Raw genomic sequence first — 14,823 nt, 5'->3', positions numbered from 1 at the left:
ACGCCGTCGGATGCGGAACCCGGCTCGCCGGGTCTCCGCCCGCGCGCGGCTCGGACGCTTGCGGTTGCCCGCCGGAGATCGGACGCGCTCGCGCGCCGTCCCGCCTGTTGTCGCCCGCCGTCCTGTTTCGCCCGCAAAGCCCGATCCATGATCCTGCTGGCCGATGGCCCGCGGGCGCTTTGCGCTGTGCGCTCAGCTTACAATCCGGCCTGACCCGCTCGGCCGAAAGCCTTGCTCGGATGCATGCGCCACGCGGCGCGGTCCTTTGCGGCAGCCGACCATATTCACTTTCGTAATAATTTACGGGGCACATTGATCCAAGGGGTCGGCCTGTCCGGGACGACCGGGTCGGCCTGCCGGAGCCGGGCGGGACCGAGGCGCCGAGGGGTCGGGCGCGCGGCGAGGTGTTCCCATGGCCAGCTATTTCAGCTTCTTCATCTCCAAACGCCGCCAGCTCTGGACGAGCGCCGCCGTCTGGGTCGTCGGTTTCGTGCTGGTGTTCTTCGTGATGGCGCAGGTCGCGCTGACGTCCATCCGGGGCGTGATGCTGGAAGCCGCCGAAAAGGAACTCGCCGAGATCGTCGATCTGCGCCGCAACGCCCTCCTGGCGCTCGACATCTTGGCCGCCGAAGCGACCGCCCCGGCGTGCAGCGAGGCCTTCATCCGGCAGATGCGGGAGGTCGCCTACCGGCCCGACGGCCTCAACGAGTTCATCCACGCACCGGACGGCCGCATCGCCTGCACCACCACCCTCGGGACGTCCCGGGCGGGCGTTCTGGTGCCGGAACCCGACATCCGCGACCTGAAGCCGTTCGGCGCGAGCTTCGCCCTCAACCGCAAGCTCGACGTGCTCGGCCTCGGCGGCCTCGTCGGCACCATCGTCACCCGCGGCGACTTCGCGGTCGTGATGCCGCCCTTGAGCGTCGGCGACGGCCTGCCGCCGTGGCTGGCCGTGGAGATCCGCACCTTCGCCCCGGACGGCCGGTCCTGGCACCGCGCCGGCACCAGCGGCCTCTTTCCCGTCTCGCCGGCCGACGCCGTGCCGACGCACGGCCTCGTGCGGCAGGAGATCGTCTGCGACAGCGACTTCGACTGCATCCTGGTGCGCTGCGACCTCGGCATGCTGGCCGGCAAGGCGCCCTTCGTGCTCGTCGGCGCCGTCCTCCTGGCGGCGCTGGTCGCGACCGCCCTTGCCGGACTCGTCCGCCTCTGGCTCGGCCGCTACTGGTCGTTCGAGGCGCGCTTCCGCCGCAACATGGACGGCGAGAGCGTGGAGTGCGTCTACCAGCCGCTTCTGCGCCTTGCCGACAACGCCATCATCGGCTGCGAGGTGCTGGCCCGCTGGCGCGACCTCGACGGCGCCCTCGTCACGCCCGACCGCTTTATCCCGGTGGTGGAGGCCTCCGGCCTCACACGGGCCTTCACCCGCCACGTGGCGGACCGGGCCTTCCGCGAGCTGTCGGCGGCAGTGCCCGCCGACCGGCCGCTCCAGGTCAACGTCAACATCTTCCCGTGCGACCTGATCGCCGAGGAGCTGATCGAGACCTTCTCGGACTTCCTCGACCATCCGGACCGGTTCGGCCTCGTGCTGGAGCTCGTGGAAACCGAGAAGATCGACCTGAAGACCGCCGGCGCCGAGATCGAGAAGCTGCAGTCGGTCGGCATCCAGGTCTATATCGACGACTTCGGCACCGGCTATTTCAGCGTGGAGAACCTCGTCCACCTGCAGGTGGACGGGGTGAAGCTCGACCGCTGCTTCGCCATGGCGCCGGAGGGCAGCGTGATGGCGCGCATGCTCTACATCGTGCTTGAGATGGTGGCGGCCGCCGGCCGGCCCATCCTGGTCGAAGGGGTGGAGACGCGCGCCTGCATGGAGAGCCTCAAGGCCAACCCGCATCTCGCCCAGTTCGCCCAGGGCTACGGCATCTCCCGCCCGGTGGCGGTGGACGGCTTCGTGCGCCACCTGGCCGGCCCGTTCGGCCAGGAGAACCTCGCCCGCGCCGCCTGATGCCAAGCCCGAACGGACATCGGCCGGTCGGGCCGTGAGCCTTCTGAAGGTCGCACCGGTCCGACCTTCGAGAGCCGGGTACGGCGGCAGGCCCCCGGGGCCCTTGCCCCCTCTCCCCCCGCCGGCTGACGCTTGCCTATCCGCCGCCCGCGCGCCGGGTCTGCCGGGCGTGCGGGTCCGCCATCGTCGCCGGCCGCCAGGCGGAGAGGAAATGGGGCACGCGGCTCGGCGGCATGGGCTTGGCGATCAGGTAGCCCTGCGCCAGGTCGCAGCGGTGGGCGGCGAGAAAGTCCCGCTGCCAGGCCGTCTCCACCCCCTCGGCCACCACCTTGATGCCGATGTTCTCCGCCATGCCGAGCACCGCCTGCACGATGGCGGCGCTGTCGGCGTCGCCCTCCAGGTTGGAGACGAAGGAGCGGTCGATCTTCAGGACCGACACCGGGTGCTTCTTCAGATGGGTCAGCGAGGCGTAGCCGGTGCCGAAGTCGTCGAGCGCGATCGTCACCCCGGCGGCGTCCAGCACCCGGAGGGCCTCCGACACCGCGTCGGTGCCGGTGCCGATCAGCACGCTCTCGGTCACCTCGATCTCCAGCACGGTCGGCGGCAGGCCCGCCGCCTGCAGCCGGCGCAGCACGCCGCCCGCATAGCCCGGCCGCTGGAACTCCGGTCCCGCCACGTTGAGCGCCACGTGGCCGAACGGCAGGCCGGCGGCGCTCCAGGCCTTCATGTCGGCGATCACGGTGGCGAGCATGCGCTCGCCGAGCCGGGTGGCAAGGTCCGGGTCGGCGAAGGCCTCCATCAGGGCGGCCGGGGTCTTCAGCCCGCCGGCCGCGTCGGTCCAGCGCAGGAGCGCCTCGAAGCCCACGATGCCGCCGTCGGACAGGCGCATCTTCGGCTGGTAGTAGGCCCGGATAGCGCCGCGCGCGAGCGCCGCCTTGGCGGCGCCGAGCACGCGCACCCGGCGGTCGAGCTCCTCGCGCATGGCCGGCTCGAAGCGGAACGCCTGGCCGCGCCCGGCGGATTTCGCCGCGTAAAGAGCGATGTCGGCCTGCTTCAGGAGCGCGGAGGCGCCGGTGGCGCCGGTCGCCTCGGCCGTGTAGCCGACGGTGGCGGCGCAGTCGATCTCCCGTCCGTCGAGCACCAGCGCCGCCTTGAGGGCGGTCAGCACCGTCTCGGCCACCGCCTCGGCCGCCGCCATGCCGGCGCCCGGCAGGATGACGCCGAACTCGTCGCCGCCGAGCCGCGCGATGGTGGCCTCCGGGGGCGCCACGGCGGTCAGCCGCGCCGCCACGGTCTTCAGCACCCGGTCCCCGGCGTCGTGGCCGAGGCTGTCGTTGACCTCCTTGAAGCGATCGAGGTCGATGAGGATCAGCCCCACCGGCCGGCCGGCCGCGTCGTCCACCACCTGGTCCAGGGTCTTCTGGAACAGGGCCCGGTTGGCAAGGCCGGTCAGGTCGTCCGTGTGGGCGGCCTTCCAGATCGCCGCGTCGGCCGACTTGCGGTCCTCCACGTCGGCGATGATGCCCACCCATTCGGTGATCCGGCCGTCGTCACCGACGAGCGGCACCACCCGGTCCACCACCCAGCGCCAGGTGCCGCTCACATGCCAGAGCCGGTATTCGTTGGTGTAGGGCGTGCCCGCCGCCATGGCGGCCCGGCAGGTCTGCCGCGCCCGCTCCCGGTCGTCCGGATGGACCGACTGGAGCCAGCCGTCGCCGTTCGCCGACGCGTCCGACTGGCCGGTGAAGGCGTCCCAGCCCTTGCCGCCGCCCTCCGACTGGGCGGCGTTGGCGTGCCAGACGATCTCGGAGGTCGCCGTGATCAGCGCCTCGTAGCGCCGGAGCGCCTGCTTCAGGGCCTGCCGGGTCTCGTGCTGGTCGGTCACGTCCTCGAACGTGCCGGTGCGCCGCAGCAGCCGGCCGTCCGGCCCGCGCGTCGCCCGCCCCTGGGAGTGGATCCAGCGCACCGCGCCGGTGTCCTGCCGCACCACGCGAAAGAGCGCGCCCGGCGCGCCGCTGTCGCGCAGGAAGGTGGTGACGTTGTGCTCCGCGACGGCCGCCCGGTCGTCCGGATGCACGGCGGCGAGAAGCACCGCCTCCGTCGGCACCACGTCGGGGGAAAGCCCCAGCATGGCCTTCAGCTCCGCCGACCACTGGCGCGCGCCGGTGACGAGGTCCACGTCCCAGATGCCGAGGCTGGTGGCCTCCACGGCAAGCCGCAGCCGCTCCTCGCTCCGCCTGAGGTCCTCCTCGGCCGACTTGCGCTCCTGCACGTCGGTGACGATGCCGACCCAGTCGGTGACGGTCCCGTCCGGCCCGACCAGCGGCACCGCGTGGTCCTCCACCGCGTGATAGCCGCCGCTCGCGTGCTGCAGCCGATACTCGGTGATGTAGGGCCGCCGCGCCGCGACGGCCGCCTCGATGGCGGCCAGCGCGCCGGCCCGGTCGTCCGGGTGCACGAAGGCGATCCAGCCGTGGTGGTCCTCGTCGGCGAGCGCCTCGCCGGTGAACGCCGCCCAGCCGCGCCGGTGCGACACGCCGCGCGCCACGTCCAGGTGCCAGACCACCTCGGAGGTCGCCTGGATCAGGGCCTCGTGCAGCCGCACCCGCTTGATGAGGGCGGCCGCCGCCGTGGCGGTCGCCGTGCCGTCGCGGGAGAGCGCCAGGATCCGGCCCGATCCGTCGCCGGAGAGCACCAGGGTGCTCTGCCAGTGCCGCCGGCTCCCGTCGGGCATCACCGCCACGCCGCTGGTGCGGCCGACCCCGCCGGCAGCCGCCAGGCGCACCGCCGCCGACGCGGCGGGCCGGTCCGCCTCGGCGAACAGGTCGGCCCAGACGGTGCCCGGCGTCAGCGATCCGAACGGACAGCCGCCGATCGGCGCCCCCGCCGGGCCGGAACCCGACGGGCCGGAGCCGGCCAGACCGGAACCCGCCGGGCCGGACCCGGCCGGCGCGTCGTCCGCCGATGCCCCGGCGGGTTCCAGCCCGCCGTCGAGCACCGCGCCGTCCGGATCGAGCAGAAGAAGACAATCCCCGCTCGCGGCGACCAGCCGGCGTAGGTCGGGGGTGAGGACCATGGGAGACGCCGAATGGCCGGTCATAGGGGGTATGCGATGCTCCAGCGGTGTGCGGCCCCGTCCGACGACCGCCGAGGCCGTCGTCGGTCGAAGGAAAGCCGCACCCTGTTAACCCTGGGGCGAAAATCCGGTCCCGCCGCCACGTCCGCCGCGTCGGACATCACCCCGTCACCTGACCGTCGACGCTAGTCGGCCCTGGTAAAGAAAATGCCATGATCTCCTCATCAAGGAACGCAATAACGCGCCTTGGTTGCCGCAAGGGCGCGCCGCGGGGACGCGCGCCCGTCCCGTACGACCGAAACGCCCGGTTTCGCCCACACTTTCGTCGCGCGCCAGCACCTCTTTGCCGTGCGGTCTATGGGAAAACACGCACAGGATTTCTTTACCTGCATCCTGCATACGTCTAGGACCCGCGATCATCGAAAAGGACATTCGCGATGCAGCCGGCCCCCCTGCCGGACGACCGGGCCGCCCCCCCGCTGCCGTCCCGCGATGATCTCGCCGCCGCCTTCCGGCGGCTCGGCTTCCCGGCCGCCCTCGTCGACAGCAACGGCGACGTCCGGCTGGCGAGCGAAGCCTACGATCCCCTCCACGCCGGCCCCGCCGACCGCGTGCCCATCGGCGCCGACCTGGTGCTGGTGATGCCGCACGGCGCCGACGCCCGGGCCGACCGGCAGGACGCGCTCACCGGCCTGCCGGACCGGCGCGTGCTCGGCGAGGCGCTCGCCGCCGACCTTCGTGCCGGGCTGCCGTTCGCCTTCCTTCTGGTCGACCTCGACCGCTTCAAGTCCGTCAACGACACCCTCGGCCATCCGGTCGGCGACCGGCTGCTCCTGCGCGTCGTCGACCGGCTGCGCAAGGTGATCGGGCCGCACGACCTGCTCGCCCGCCTCGGCGGCGACGAGTTCGCCGTGGTGCACCGGTCCGCCGATCCGGCCGTCACCGCCGAGGCGCTCGGCGCCCGGCTCGTCGATCTGGTGGGCCGCGCCGTCATCATCGGCGAGCACCTGATCACCGTCGGGGCGAGCGTCGGCATCGTGCTGCCCGCGCCCGACGACGACGCCGACCGGCTGCTCCAGGCGGCGGATCTCGCCCTCTACCAGGCCAAGGAGGACGGCCGCGGCCGCTACCGCCTGTTCGACCCGGCCATGGACGCCCGCGCCAAGGCGCGCCGCGACCTGGAGACGGAACTCCGCCGCGCCTTGGCGCTCCGCCAGTTCGCCGTCCACTACCAGCCCCAGGTGGCGCTCGGCAGCGGCACCCTCACGGGCTTCGAGGCGCTGGTGCGCTGGAACCACCCGGAGCGCGGCCTCGTCCCGCCCGCCGCCTTCATCCCGGTGGCGGAGGAGACGGGGCTGATCGTCGGGCTCGGCGAATGGGTGCTGCGCACGGCCTGCATGGACGCCGCCGCCTGGCCCGGCGACCTCAAGGTCGCCGTCAACCTGTCGCCCATGCAGTTCGACGGGCCGGGCCTGCCGGCGGTGGTGGCCTCCGCGCTCGCCCGCTCGGGCCTTCTGCCGGAGCGGCTGGAGCTGGAGATCACCGAGAGCGTGCTCCTCGCCGACACCAGCGCCACGCTCGCCACCCTCGGCCAGCTGAAGGCGCTCGGCGTGCGCATCGCCATGGACGACTTCGGCACCGGCTATTCCAGCCTCAGCTATCTGCGCGCCTTCCCGTTCGACAAGGTGAAGATCGACCGCTCCTTCGTGGCCGACATGGAGGTGAACGCCGACAGCGCCGCCATCGTGCGCGCGGTGCTCACCCTCGGGGCGAGCCTTGGCATGTCGACCACCGCCGAAGGCGTGGAGACCGGCTCGCAGCTGGCGCTTCTGCGCGCCGAAGGCTGCGACGACGCCCAGGGCTATTTCCTCAGCCGGCCGGTTCCCGCCGCCGACGTGGCGGCCACCATCGCCCGCCTCGCCGTGCCCGCCGCCGACGCGGCCCCCCTCGACAGCGTCGCCACGACACCGGCCGCCCCGTCCGCCTGACGGGGCACGCCGGCCTCCACCCGTTCCACAAGGCCCTCTCCATGACCGATCAGACACCCTCCCTCGAAGCGCCTCCCGTCGATGGTTCCCCCGTCGAAGGACCCGGCGCCGAGCCGATCTGGCGGCTCGCCTACTTCAGCCACGCACGCCTCGAGGGCGGCCGCGACGCCATCCTCCGGGAGGTGACCAGCATCCTCGCCGTCTCCCGGCGCAACAACACCGCCGCCGGCGTCACCGGCGGCCTTCTCTTCAACAGCGGCGGTTTCGCCCAGGTGCTGGAGGGCACGCGGCAGGCCGTGGGCGACACCTTCGAGCGCATCCAGTGCGATCCCCGCCACACGGACGTGCTGGTGCTCGCCTACGAGCCGGTGGCGGCGCGCCAGTTCGACGTCTGGTCCATGGGTTTCGTCGGCGCCGACCTCGGCGATGCGCGCCTGTTCGGCGCCCTCCACGCGGACAGCGGTTTCGACCCGTCGCGTTTCACGGGAAACACCGTGGCCGAGACCCTCTGCCGCCTGCTCCTCGAGGAGGAGGTGGTGCGCGCCTGAGGGCCCGCGCCCGCCCGATCAGGGCCGGCGCCATTCCGGCAGGGCGGCCAGCGCCTCCGGCGACAGGGACGTGCGGATGTCCCGGTCGTCGTCGGTGCCCACCGTGTCGGCGCCCGTCAGCGGGAACACCACCATGCGGTCGTCCGCGTCCTCCAGCTCCACGGCGACCGCCATGACGAGGCCGGTGGCGTCCGCCAGGATCGCCTCCACCTCGCCGAGCTCGCGGCCGTCCTCGGCCACCACGTCGGCGTCCTCCAGGCTGTCGTAGGTCCAGCCGTCCGGGTACTGCGCCGCCGCGTCCTCCGCCTTGACCACCCGGAGATCGCCGGCCTGACCGGCGGCGGGTCCGCCCGCAAGGGCCATCAGGGCGAGGCCGGCGGCGAAAGCGGCGGCGGGGTTCAGGACCTTCAGGGACATCTCGGCTCTCCGGATCGATTGCGCACCCCTGGCGAACCCCGTACGGTCCGTTGCCGTTCCGTGGCCGCGTGCCGCCGCCCGTGTCGGCAGCGCGGCCCGGCGCCCGTCCGGAACCGCGGACGATCGCCCGCTGTTGCCCTTCGCAAGGGAGATCCGCATGGGGAAGATCCAGAACAACATCGCCGCCGGCGTGCTCACGCTCGTGCCGATCGTCATCACCGTCTGGATCGTCGAATTCATCGTGCAGACGCTCATCTCCATCGGGCGGCCGCTCGCCCTGGCGCTCGCCCTCTCGGTGAACGCCACCTGGCCGGCCCTCGCGGACCTGTTGCGCGCCGACCTCTTTCAGTCGGGTGTGGCGCTCGTCCTGGTGCTGATCGGCCTCTACCTTCTCGGCGCCATGACCAAGGTGGTGATCGGCCGCCGCCTGATCGCCCTCTTCGACCGCACCATGGCGCGGGTGCCCTTTGTGCGCAGCCTCTACGGCTCGGTGCGGCGCATGCTGGAGGCCTTCCAGGCGCCCACCAGCGACGTGCAGCGGGTGGCGCTCATCCGTTTCCCCACGCCGGAGATGCGCACGCTCGGCTTCGTCACCCGCACCTTCGAGACCGACGACGGCAGCGGCCGGCGGCTCGCCGCCGTCTACGTGCCGACGGCGCCCAACCCGACCTCCGGCTATGTGGAGATCGTGCCGGTCGACGACCTCATCATGCTCGACTGGTCCACCGACGACGCCCTGCAGTTCGTCGTGTCCGCCGGCGCCTCGGCGCCCGCCACCATGCCGTTCGACAACCCCCGGCCACCCGCCGCCCGCGTCGGCCCGCTCGCCGCCCACCTCGCCGCGAAGGACCGCCCCGCCGCGGAGTGACGCGCGCGCCCGTCGCGCCTCCCCCGGCCGTCGCGCCGCCTCAGGCCGCCGCCGGCCGCGCGGCCTCGGAGGGCGTGCGCACGTGCAGGCGGAGCGCCACGGCGGTGCCGGCGAGCGACAGGGCGCCCATCACCCCGAAGGCGGTGGCGAAGCTGCCCGTGACGCCGGTGAGCGCGGAAAAGCTCGCCGGCCCGACCACCACGCCGAGGAAGATGTAGACCAGCACCCCGCCCGTGACCGGACCCACGAGGCCCGGCGGGCTCGCCCGCGCGGTCTCGGCGAGGAGCACGCCGTTCCAGCCGATCGACGTGGTGCCGAGCACCACCAGGATGGCCACCTGCACGGACGCCGGATAGCTGCCGATCGCCACGGCGGCGAGCCCGAGCACGCCGCTGATGAAGCCGACGAGCGCCAGCACCAGGAAGCCGGCGCCAGTGCGGTCGGCGACGACGCCCCAGAAAACGCGCCCGAGCGCGCCGCCCACCTGCATGGCCGCCGCCACGCTGCCGGCGGCGATCAGGCTCCATCCGGCGTCGTGCACCAGCATGGTGACGGTGAAGGCGGAGAGCGACAGCTGCACCGCCGACATCAGGAAGCCGAGGATGGCGAGGGTGCGGAGCGCCGGGCGCGACCACACCAGCCGCTGCGCCTCCGCGGCGCCGCCGCCGAATCGGGCGGTCCGGTCGCGCTCGAACGGGATCGTGGAGCGACGCAGGAAGAGCGCGCCCGCCACCGCCAGCGGCACCAGGGCGGCCACCAGGAAGGCGGTCCGCCAGCCGATCGCCTGGGCGAGCGGCGGGAAGGCGAGGCTGGCCACCACGGCGCCCACCGGCACGCCGGCCTGCTTCACCGAATAGACGAGGTTGCGCTGATGGCGCGGCGTCACCGCGTTGAGGATGTGCGAGGAGGCCGGGTTGTTGAGCCCGTAGCCGATGCCGATCGCCACCGAGCCGAGGATGATGCTCGGGATGGTGCCGCCGGCGAGCCCCAGGAAGCCGACCACGAAGGTGGCGATCACCAGGTGCTCGATGGCGAGCGGCCCGTGCCGGAGCACGAAGGTGCCGGCGAGCGCCGAGGCGACGAGGCCGGAGGTGTAGATGAGGCTCACCTGGTAGCCGATGGTGTGGGCGCCGATGCCGAGATCGGCCGCCACCAGCGGCGTGATCGCCGTCAGCGCCAGCGCGGTCGCCGTCGCCACCACCTGGACCAGGGTGGCGATCGCGAGGGCGCCGGCAAGGCCGGCGGCGGGCGGGGCTTCGGACATGGCGGATCCCGGAGGAGGGCGGAAACGGAGGAGGGCGGAAACGGAGGCGGCCGGGCGGCGCGGCCAGGCACGCCGGACCCGTGCCGCCCTCCCTTCATTTGTCCGGACTTATGCAGTCCGTCAAGCGCTCCATGCGGATGTCTGCCCCGCCGTTTGGAGATCCCCCCGCCGGTGCCGCCGCGCCCGACCGTTGCCGAGCGCGCCGCATTGGCTTAACCCCGAGAACGGGAACCGCCCGCCGTCCGCCGCCGGCGCGCCGCGCGCGGCCGGACCGCACCCTTTGGAGGGAGATGACACGCATGGCCGCCGACGGATCGGAGACGCCGCCAGGGGCCGGGAGCGTTTCGGTGAGCGAGTCGGAGAACGGGTCCGGGACTGGGTCCGGGCCTGGGTCCGGCGGCGAGTCCGGCGCCGGGTTCGGCCCGGACGACCTCGCCGGGGTGCGCGGGGGCGCCGACGGCTCCTCCGTGCCGCTCTACCTGCAGGTGGCCAAGCTGATCGAGCGGCGCATCCGCGACCGCCTGCTGCCGGTCGGCTCCCTCCTGCCCACCGAGAACGACCTTGCCGCCGGCCTCGGCGTCAGCCGCCAGACCGTCCGCCACGCCATCGCGCACCTGCGCGACCAGGGCCTTCTCTCCGCCCGCAAGGGCGTCGGCACGCGGGTGGAGGCGTCGAGCCGGGACTGGCGCACCACCTATTCGGTCGGCTCCGTGGCGGACCTCATGGAGCTTGCCCGCGAGACCGAGTTCCGCGTCCTGCGCCGGGCCGACGTGGAGGCCCGCGGCCGGCTCGCCAGCGACCTCGCCTGCCGGCCCGGCCGGCGCTGGCACTGGTTCGAGGGCCCGCGCTACCACGTGCCCGCCGACACCGCCTATTGCTGGAACGAGGTCTGGCTCGACGCCCGCCTCAGCAACCACGTCAAGGGCATCGACACCTTCCGCACCGCCGTGTTCGCCCTGGTGGAGGACCGCTCCGGCGAGCACGTGGTGGAGATTAAGCAGGACATCCGCCCCGCCGCCATCCCGCCGGAACGCGCCGGCTTTCTCGGCTCGGCCGCCGGCGATCTGGCGCTGGAGATCACCCGCCGCTACTTCGGATCCGGCGGGCGCCTGCTGCAGATGTCCAAGACCCTCCTGCCCGCCGACCGCTTCTCCTACTCGATGACCTTCCGGCCTGATTGATCTGGCCCGACTGATCCGCCCTGTCCGATCCGAGGCCCGTCCGATCCAAGACCCGGCCGCACGCTCCGGCCGCCCGTTTTTCCGGCACTGGCCGTGGGCAGCTGAACCGGCCTTGGGCAGTCCGGTCGGTCCGCGACGGCGGAAGACTATGTCCGCACATATGCGGACATCCTGGCACCCTCCTTGCTAGACGGTCCGGCATAAGACCCTGCCCGACCGCCGCGACGCGGTTCGGGCCGGACGTCCCGGACCAACAGGAGCCCGAACCCATGGACATCGGCGTCTTCATCCCGATCGGCAACAACGGCTGGCTGATCTCCACCACGTCGCCGCAGTACAAGCCGACGTTCGAGCTGAACAAGCAGATCGTCCAGTCGGCCGAGAAGCACGGCTTCGAGTTCGCCCTGTCGATGATCAAGCTGCGCGGCTTCGGCGGCGCCAGCGAGTTCTGGGACTACAACCTGGAGAGCTTCACCCTGATGGCGGGCCTCGCCGCCGTCACCACCAAGATCAAGCTGTTCGCCTCCACGGCCGTGCTCACCTTGCCGCCCGCCATGGTGGCCCGCATGGCCACCACGATCGACAGCATTTCCGGCGGCCGGTTCGGCGTCAACATCGTCACCGGCTGGGCCAAGGGCGAGTACGACCAGATGGGCGTCTGGCCGGGCGACGACTGGTTCGGCTACCGCTACGACTACGGCACCGAATACGTGACCATCATGAAGGAGCTGTGGGCCGAGGGCCGGAGCGACTTCAAGGGCGCCCACTTCCAGATGAACGACTGCCACATGAAGCCGGTGCCGGCCTCCAAGGTGGAGATCGTGGCCGCCGGCCAGAGCCCGCGCGGCATGCAGTTCGCCGCCGAATACGCCGACTACAACTTCGTCCTGGCGACCGGCGTCAACACCCCCACCGCCCACGCGGCCATCAACCAGCAGCTCATCGACGCGGTCGCCAAGACCGGCCGCGACGTGGGCGCCTACGTGCTCTTCATGGTGATCGCCGACGAGACCGACGAGGCCGCCATGGCCAAGTGGCTCTCCTACAAGGCCGGCGTCGACGCCGACGCGCTCGCCTGGATGGCCGACCAGGGCTCCAAGGACGAGACCGCCGACGCCACCTCCACGGCCAAGACCATCAACCTGCCGGACCAGGCGGTGAACTTCAACATGGGCACCCTGGTCGGCTCCTACGCCACCGTGGCGAAGCTGATGGACGAGGCCGCCGCCGTGCCGGGCACCAAGGGCATCATGCTGACCTTCGACGACTTCGTCGCCGGCATCGAGGCTTTCGGCACCCACATCCAGCCGCTGATGGCCTGCCGCGCCGACAAGCTGAAGGCCGCCGCCTGATCCGTCCCGCCGAGCGGCCCGCCGGCCGCTCGGATCGTCTTCCTGTGGCCGCGGTCGACGCGGCCGGACACGCCGGCCGGAGTTCGCCCCGACCCCGGCGGTACAATCCTTTCCTGCCGATCCCCGCATCCGCCATACCCCGGAAGGGCCGACGCCCGTGACCGACGACAGCCCTCTCCACGCCCTCACCGCCAGCGCGGCCAGCGCCCGGCTCGCCGCCGGCACGCTCACATCCGAGGCGCTCACCCGCGCCTGCCTGGAGCGGATCGCCGCCCGCGACGGCGACCTCAAGGCCTTCGCCTATCTCGACCCTGACCGGGCGATCCGCATCGCCCGCGAGCTCGACAAGGAGCCCCGGCGGAGCCCCCTCCACGGCGTGCCGGTCGCCGTGAAGGACATGATCGACACGGCCGACATGCCGACCGCCTACAATTCGCCGCTGTTCGACGGCCATCGGCCGAGCCTCGACGCCGCGTGCGTCGCCGTGCTCCGGGCGGCGGGCGCCGTCCTCATCGGCAAGACCGAGACCACCGAGTTCGCCGCCGCCGGCCGCGACGCGCCGACCGGCAACCCGCACGACCTCTCCCGCACCTCCGGCGGCTCGTCGGCCGGATCAGCCGCGGCGGTCGGCGACGCCCAGGTGCCGCTCGCCCTCGGCACCCAGACCGGCGGCTCGACCATCCGCCCCGCCTCCTTCTGCGGCGCCTATGCGCTGAAGCCGTCGTGGAGCACGGTGAGCCGGGAGGGCGCCAAGTTCTACAGCGTCAGCCTCGACACCGTCGGCTGGTACGCCCGCTCCGTCGCCGACCTCGACCTCATGGCCGACCTCTTCGGCCTGCCCGGCGACCCGGCGCCCGTCGCCGGCCCGGCGGGCCTTCGCATCGCCGTCTGCCGCTCGCCCGAATGGGAGAGCACCGAGGCGCCGAGCCGCGACGCCCTGATGGACGCCGCCGCGCGGCTTCGCGACGCCGGCGCCGTCGTCGACGAGCTGACGCTGCCGCCGCGCTTCGACGGGCTGACCGCCGCCCACAAGGTGATCCTCCATTCGGAAGGCCGCACCGCCTTCCTGCCGCTCGCCCGCACCTTTGGCGACCGGCTGCACGACGACTTCCGCAGCCGGGTGGAGAACCGGGAGGGCTTTTCGGCCGACGACCTGATCGCCGCCTACGACCTCGCCGCCCTTTGCCGGGTGGCCTTCGACGGCATCGCCCGATCCTACGACGCGGTGCTGACGCCGAGCGCGCCCGGCGAGGCGCCCGTCGGCCGACGGCCCGGCAATCCGGTCATGAACCAGATCTGGACGCTGTTGCACGTACCCTGCGTGAACGTGCCGGCCTTCACCGGACCGAACCGCATGCCGGTCGGCGTCACCCTCGCCGGCCCGCGCCTTTCCGACCGCCGCCTGCTCGCCGTGGCGGCGGCGCTGGCGCCGGTGCTCGATCGATCCGCCGCATAGAGGAACCCGTCCGATGGCCGACGATCTCGACGCCAACTACGCCCGCGCCGGCTATCACCACCGGCTCGGCTACGGGGCGCGCCCCGCCCTTCTGCTCGTCGATTTCGTGGAGGCCTATTTCGAGCCGACGTCGCCGCTCTATGCCGGGGTGGACGCGGCGCTCGCCGCGGCGATCCGGGTGCTCGAAGCCGCCCGTGCGGCGCGCGTGCCGGCCATCTTCACCAACGTGGTCTACACCCAGGGCCGGTTCGACGGCGGCATCTTCCACCGTAAGGTCCCGGCGCTCACCTGCATGGAGGCCGGCAATCCGCTCGGCGGCTGGCCGAAGGGTCTGGCGCCGCGGGCCGACGAGCTCGTCGTCTCCAAGCAGTATCCGTCCGCCTTCTTCGGCACCTCGCTCGCCTCCACGCTGACGGCGGCGCGCATCGACAGCGTCATCCTCACCGGCCTCACCACCAGCGGCTGCGTGCGCGCGACGTGCGTGGACGCCATGAGCCACGGCTTCGTGCCGATCGTGGTGGCGGACGCCTGCGGCGACCGGGCCGAGGGCCCGCACCGGGCCAATCTCTACGACATGAGCGCCAAATACGCGGACGTGGTGACGGAGGCGGAGATCCTCGACTATCTGGCGACCGTCACGGCCTGAGGCGCGCACCCGGAGCACC

General features: G+C 72.5%; 11 protein-coding genes. 8 read left to right on the top strand and 3 right to left on the bottom strand.

Annotation, left to right across the window (positions count from 1 at the left end; genetic code table 11):
* Positions 1 to 412 precede the first annotated feature (412 nt).
* Positions 413 to 2,008, top strand: coding sequence for an EAL domain-containing protein (locus tag BUQ68_RS02250; protein WP_075214279.1), 1,596 nt, complete (start codon positions 413 to 415; stop codon positions 2,006 to 2,008).
* Positions 2,009 to 2,144: 136 nt separating this feature from the next.
* Here BUQ68_RS02250 and BUQ68_RS02245 read toward each other — a convergent pair whose 3' ends face one another.
* The gene (locus BUQ68_RS02245; protein WP_175577708.1) at positions 2,145 to 5,084 is read right to left on the bottom strand and encodes a sensor domain-containing protein; all 2,940 of its coding nucleotides are present in this window, start codon (positions 5,082 to 5,084) and stop codon (positions 2,145 to 2,147) included.
* Between the two features lie 437 nt (positions 5,085 to 5,521).
* Here BUQ68_RS02245 and BUQ68_RS02240 point away from each other — a divergent pair, with 437 nt between their 5' ends.
* Positions 5,522 to 7,072 (top strand): putative bifunctional diguanylate cyclase/phosphodiesterase, encoded by a 1,551-nt coding sequence (locus BUQ68_RS02240; RefSeq protein ID WP_075214277.1) that lies wholly within the window; start codon positions 5,522 to 5,524, stop codon positions 7,070 to 7,072.
* Positions 7,073 to 7,113: 41 nt separating this feature from the next.
* Positions 7,114 to 7,620 carry a BLUF domain-containing protein gene (locus tag BUQ68_RS02235; RefSeq protein ID WP_083656125.1) on the top strand — a complete coding sequence of 169 codons (507 nt, stop codon included), beginning with the start codon at positions 7,114 to 7,116 and terminating at the stop codon, positions 7,618 to 7,620.
* Between the two features lie 18 nt (positions 7,621 to 7,638).
* Here the strand turns inward: BUQ68_RS02235 and BUQ68_RS23540 are convergent, their stop codons facing one another.
* Complete coding sequence (locus tag BUQ68_RS23540; RefSeq protein ID WP_083656123.1) at positions 7,639 to 8,037, bottom strand: PRC-barrel domain-containing protein; 399 nt, start codon at positions 8,035 to 8,037, stop codon at positions 7,639 to 7,641.
* Positions 8,038 to 8,194: 157 nt separating this feature from the next.
* Here BUQ68_RS23540 and BUQ68_RS02225 point away from each other — a divergent pair, with 157 nt between their 5' ends.
* Positions 8,195 to 8,905 carry a DUF502 domain-containing protein gene (locus BUQ68_RS02225; protein ID WP_083656121.1) on the top strand — a complete coding sequence of 237 codons (711 nt, stop codon included), beginning with the start codon at positions 8,195 to 8,197 and terminating at the stop codon, positions 8,903 to 8,905.
* A 40-nt stretch (positions 8,906 to 8,945) separates the two neighbouring features.
* On the opposite strand, the gene BUQ68_RS02220 is transcribed toward BUQ68_RS02225, so the two are convergent.
* Complete coding sequence (locus BUQ68_RS02220; protein ID WP_075214276.1) at positions 8,946 to 10,169, bottom strand: MFS transporter; 1,224 nt, start codon at positions 10,167 to 10,169, stop codon at positions 8,946 to 8,948.
* 299 nt (positions 10,170 to 10,468) lie between these two features.
* Between BUQ68_RS02220 and BUQ68_RS02215 the strand changes: the two genes are divergently transcribed.
* The 4 genes from BUQ68_RS02215 (at position 10,469) to BUQ68_RS02200 (ending at position 14,804) form a co-directional block, all read left to right on the top strand.
* The gene (locus tag BUQ68_RS02215) at positions 10,469 to 11,350 is read left to right on the top strand and encodes a GntR family transcriptional regulator (RefSeq protein WP_075214275.1); all 882 of its coding nucleotides are present in this window, start codon (positions 10,469 to 10,471) and stop codon (positions 11,348 to 11,350) included.
* 269 nt (positions 11,351 to 11,619) lie between these two features.
* Positions 11,620 to 12,702, top strand: coding sequence for a pyrimidine utilization protein A (gene rutA, locus BUQ68_RS02210; RefSeq protein ID WP_075214274.1), 1,083 nt, complete (start codon positions 11,620 to 11,622; stop codon positions 12,700 to 12,702).
* Between the two features lie 157 nt (positions 12,703 to 12,859).
* Positions 12,860 to 14,158 (top strand): amidase, encoded by a 1,299-nt coding sequence (locus BUQ68_RS02205; protein WP_083656119.1) that lies wholly within the window; start codon positions 12,860 to 12,862, stop codon positions 14,156 to 14,158.
* 13 nt (positions 14,159 to 14,171) lie between these two features.
* On the top strand, positions 14,172 to 14,804 hold the full coding sequence (locus BUQ68_RS02200) for an isochorismatase family protein (RefSeq protein ID WP_075214272.1): 633 nt from the start codon (positions 14,172 to 14,174) through the stop codon (positions 14,802 to 14,804).
* Positions 14,805 to 14,823: the final 19 nt, after the last annotated feature.

The sequence above is a fragment of the Mongoliimonas terrestris genome (genome assembly GCF_001927285.1).
In the GTDB taxonomy this organism is placed as follows: Bacteria; Pseudomonadota; Alphaproteobacteria; order Rhizobiales; family Pleomorphomonadaceae; genus Chthonobacter; species Chthonobacter terrestris.
The sequence above is the reverse complement of the archived record's forward strand: the minus strand, read 5'-3'. Positions and strand labels throughout refer to the sequence as shown.

Bases quoted from the DNA above. Each gene is read 5' to 3' on its own strand.
- BUQ68_RS02250 (WP_075214279.1), top strand. From the start codon at position 413: ATGGCCAGCTATTTCAGCTTCTTCATCTCCAAACGCCGCCAGCTCTGG.
- BUQ68_RS02245 (WP_175577708.1), bottom strand. From the start codon at position 5,084: ATGGTCCTCACCCCCGACCTACGCCGGCTGGTCGCCGCGAGCGGGGAT.
- BUQ68_RS02240 (WP_075214277.1), top strand. From the start codon at position 5,522: ATGCAGCCGGCCCCCCTGCCGGACGACCGGGCCGCCCCCCCGCTGCCG.
- BUQ68_RS02235 (WP_083656125.1), top strand. From the start codon at position 7,114: ATGACCGATCAGACACCCTCCCTCGAAGCGCCTCCCGTCGATGGTTCC.
- BUQ68_RS23540 (WP_083656123.1), bottom strand. From the start codon at position 8,037: ATGTCCCTGAAGGTCCTGAACCCCGCCGCCGCTTTCGCCGCCGGCCTC.
- BUQ68_RS02225 (WP_083656121.1), top strand. From the start codon at position 8,195: ATGGGGAAGATCCAGAACAACATCGCCGCCGGCGTGCTCACGCTCGTG.
- BUQ68_RS02220 (WP_075214276.1), bottom strand. From the start codon at position 10,169: ATGTCCGAAGCCCCGCCCGCCGCCGGCCTTGCCGGCGCCCTCGCGATC.
- BUQ68_RS02215 (WP_075214275.1), top strand. From the start codon at position 10,469: ATGGCCGCCGACGGATCGGAGACGCCGCCAGGGGCCGGGAGCGTTTCG.
- rutA (WP_075214274.1), top strand. From the start codon at position 11,620: ATGGACATCGGCGTCTTCATCCCGATCGGCAACAACGGCTGGCTGATC.
- BUQ68_RS02200 (WP_075214272.1), top strand. From the start codon at position 14,172: ATGGCCGACGATCTCGACGCCAACTACGCCCGCGCCGGCTATCACCAC.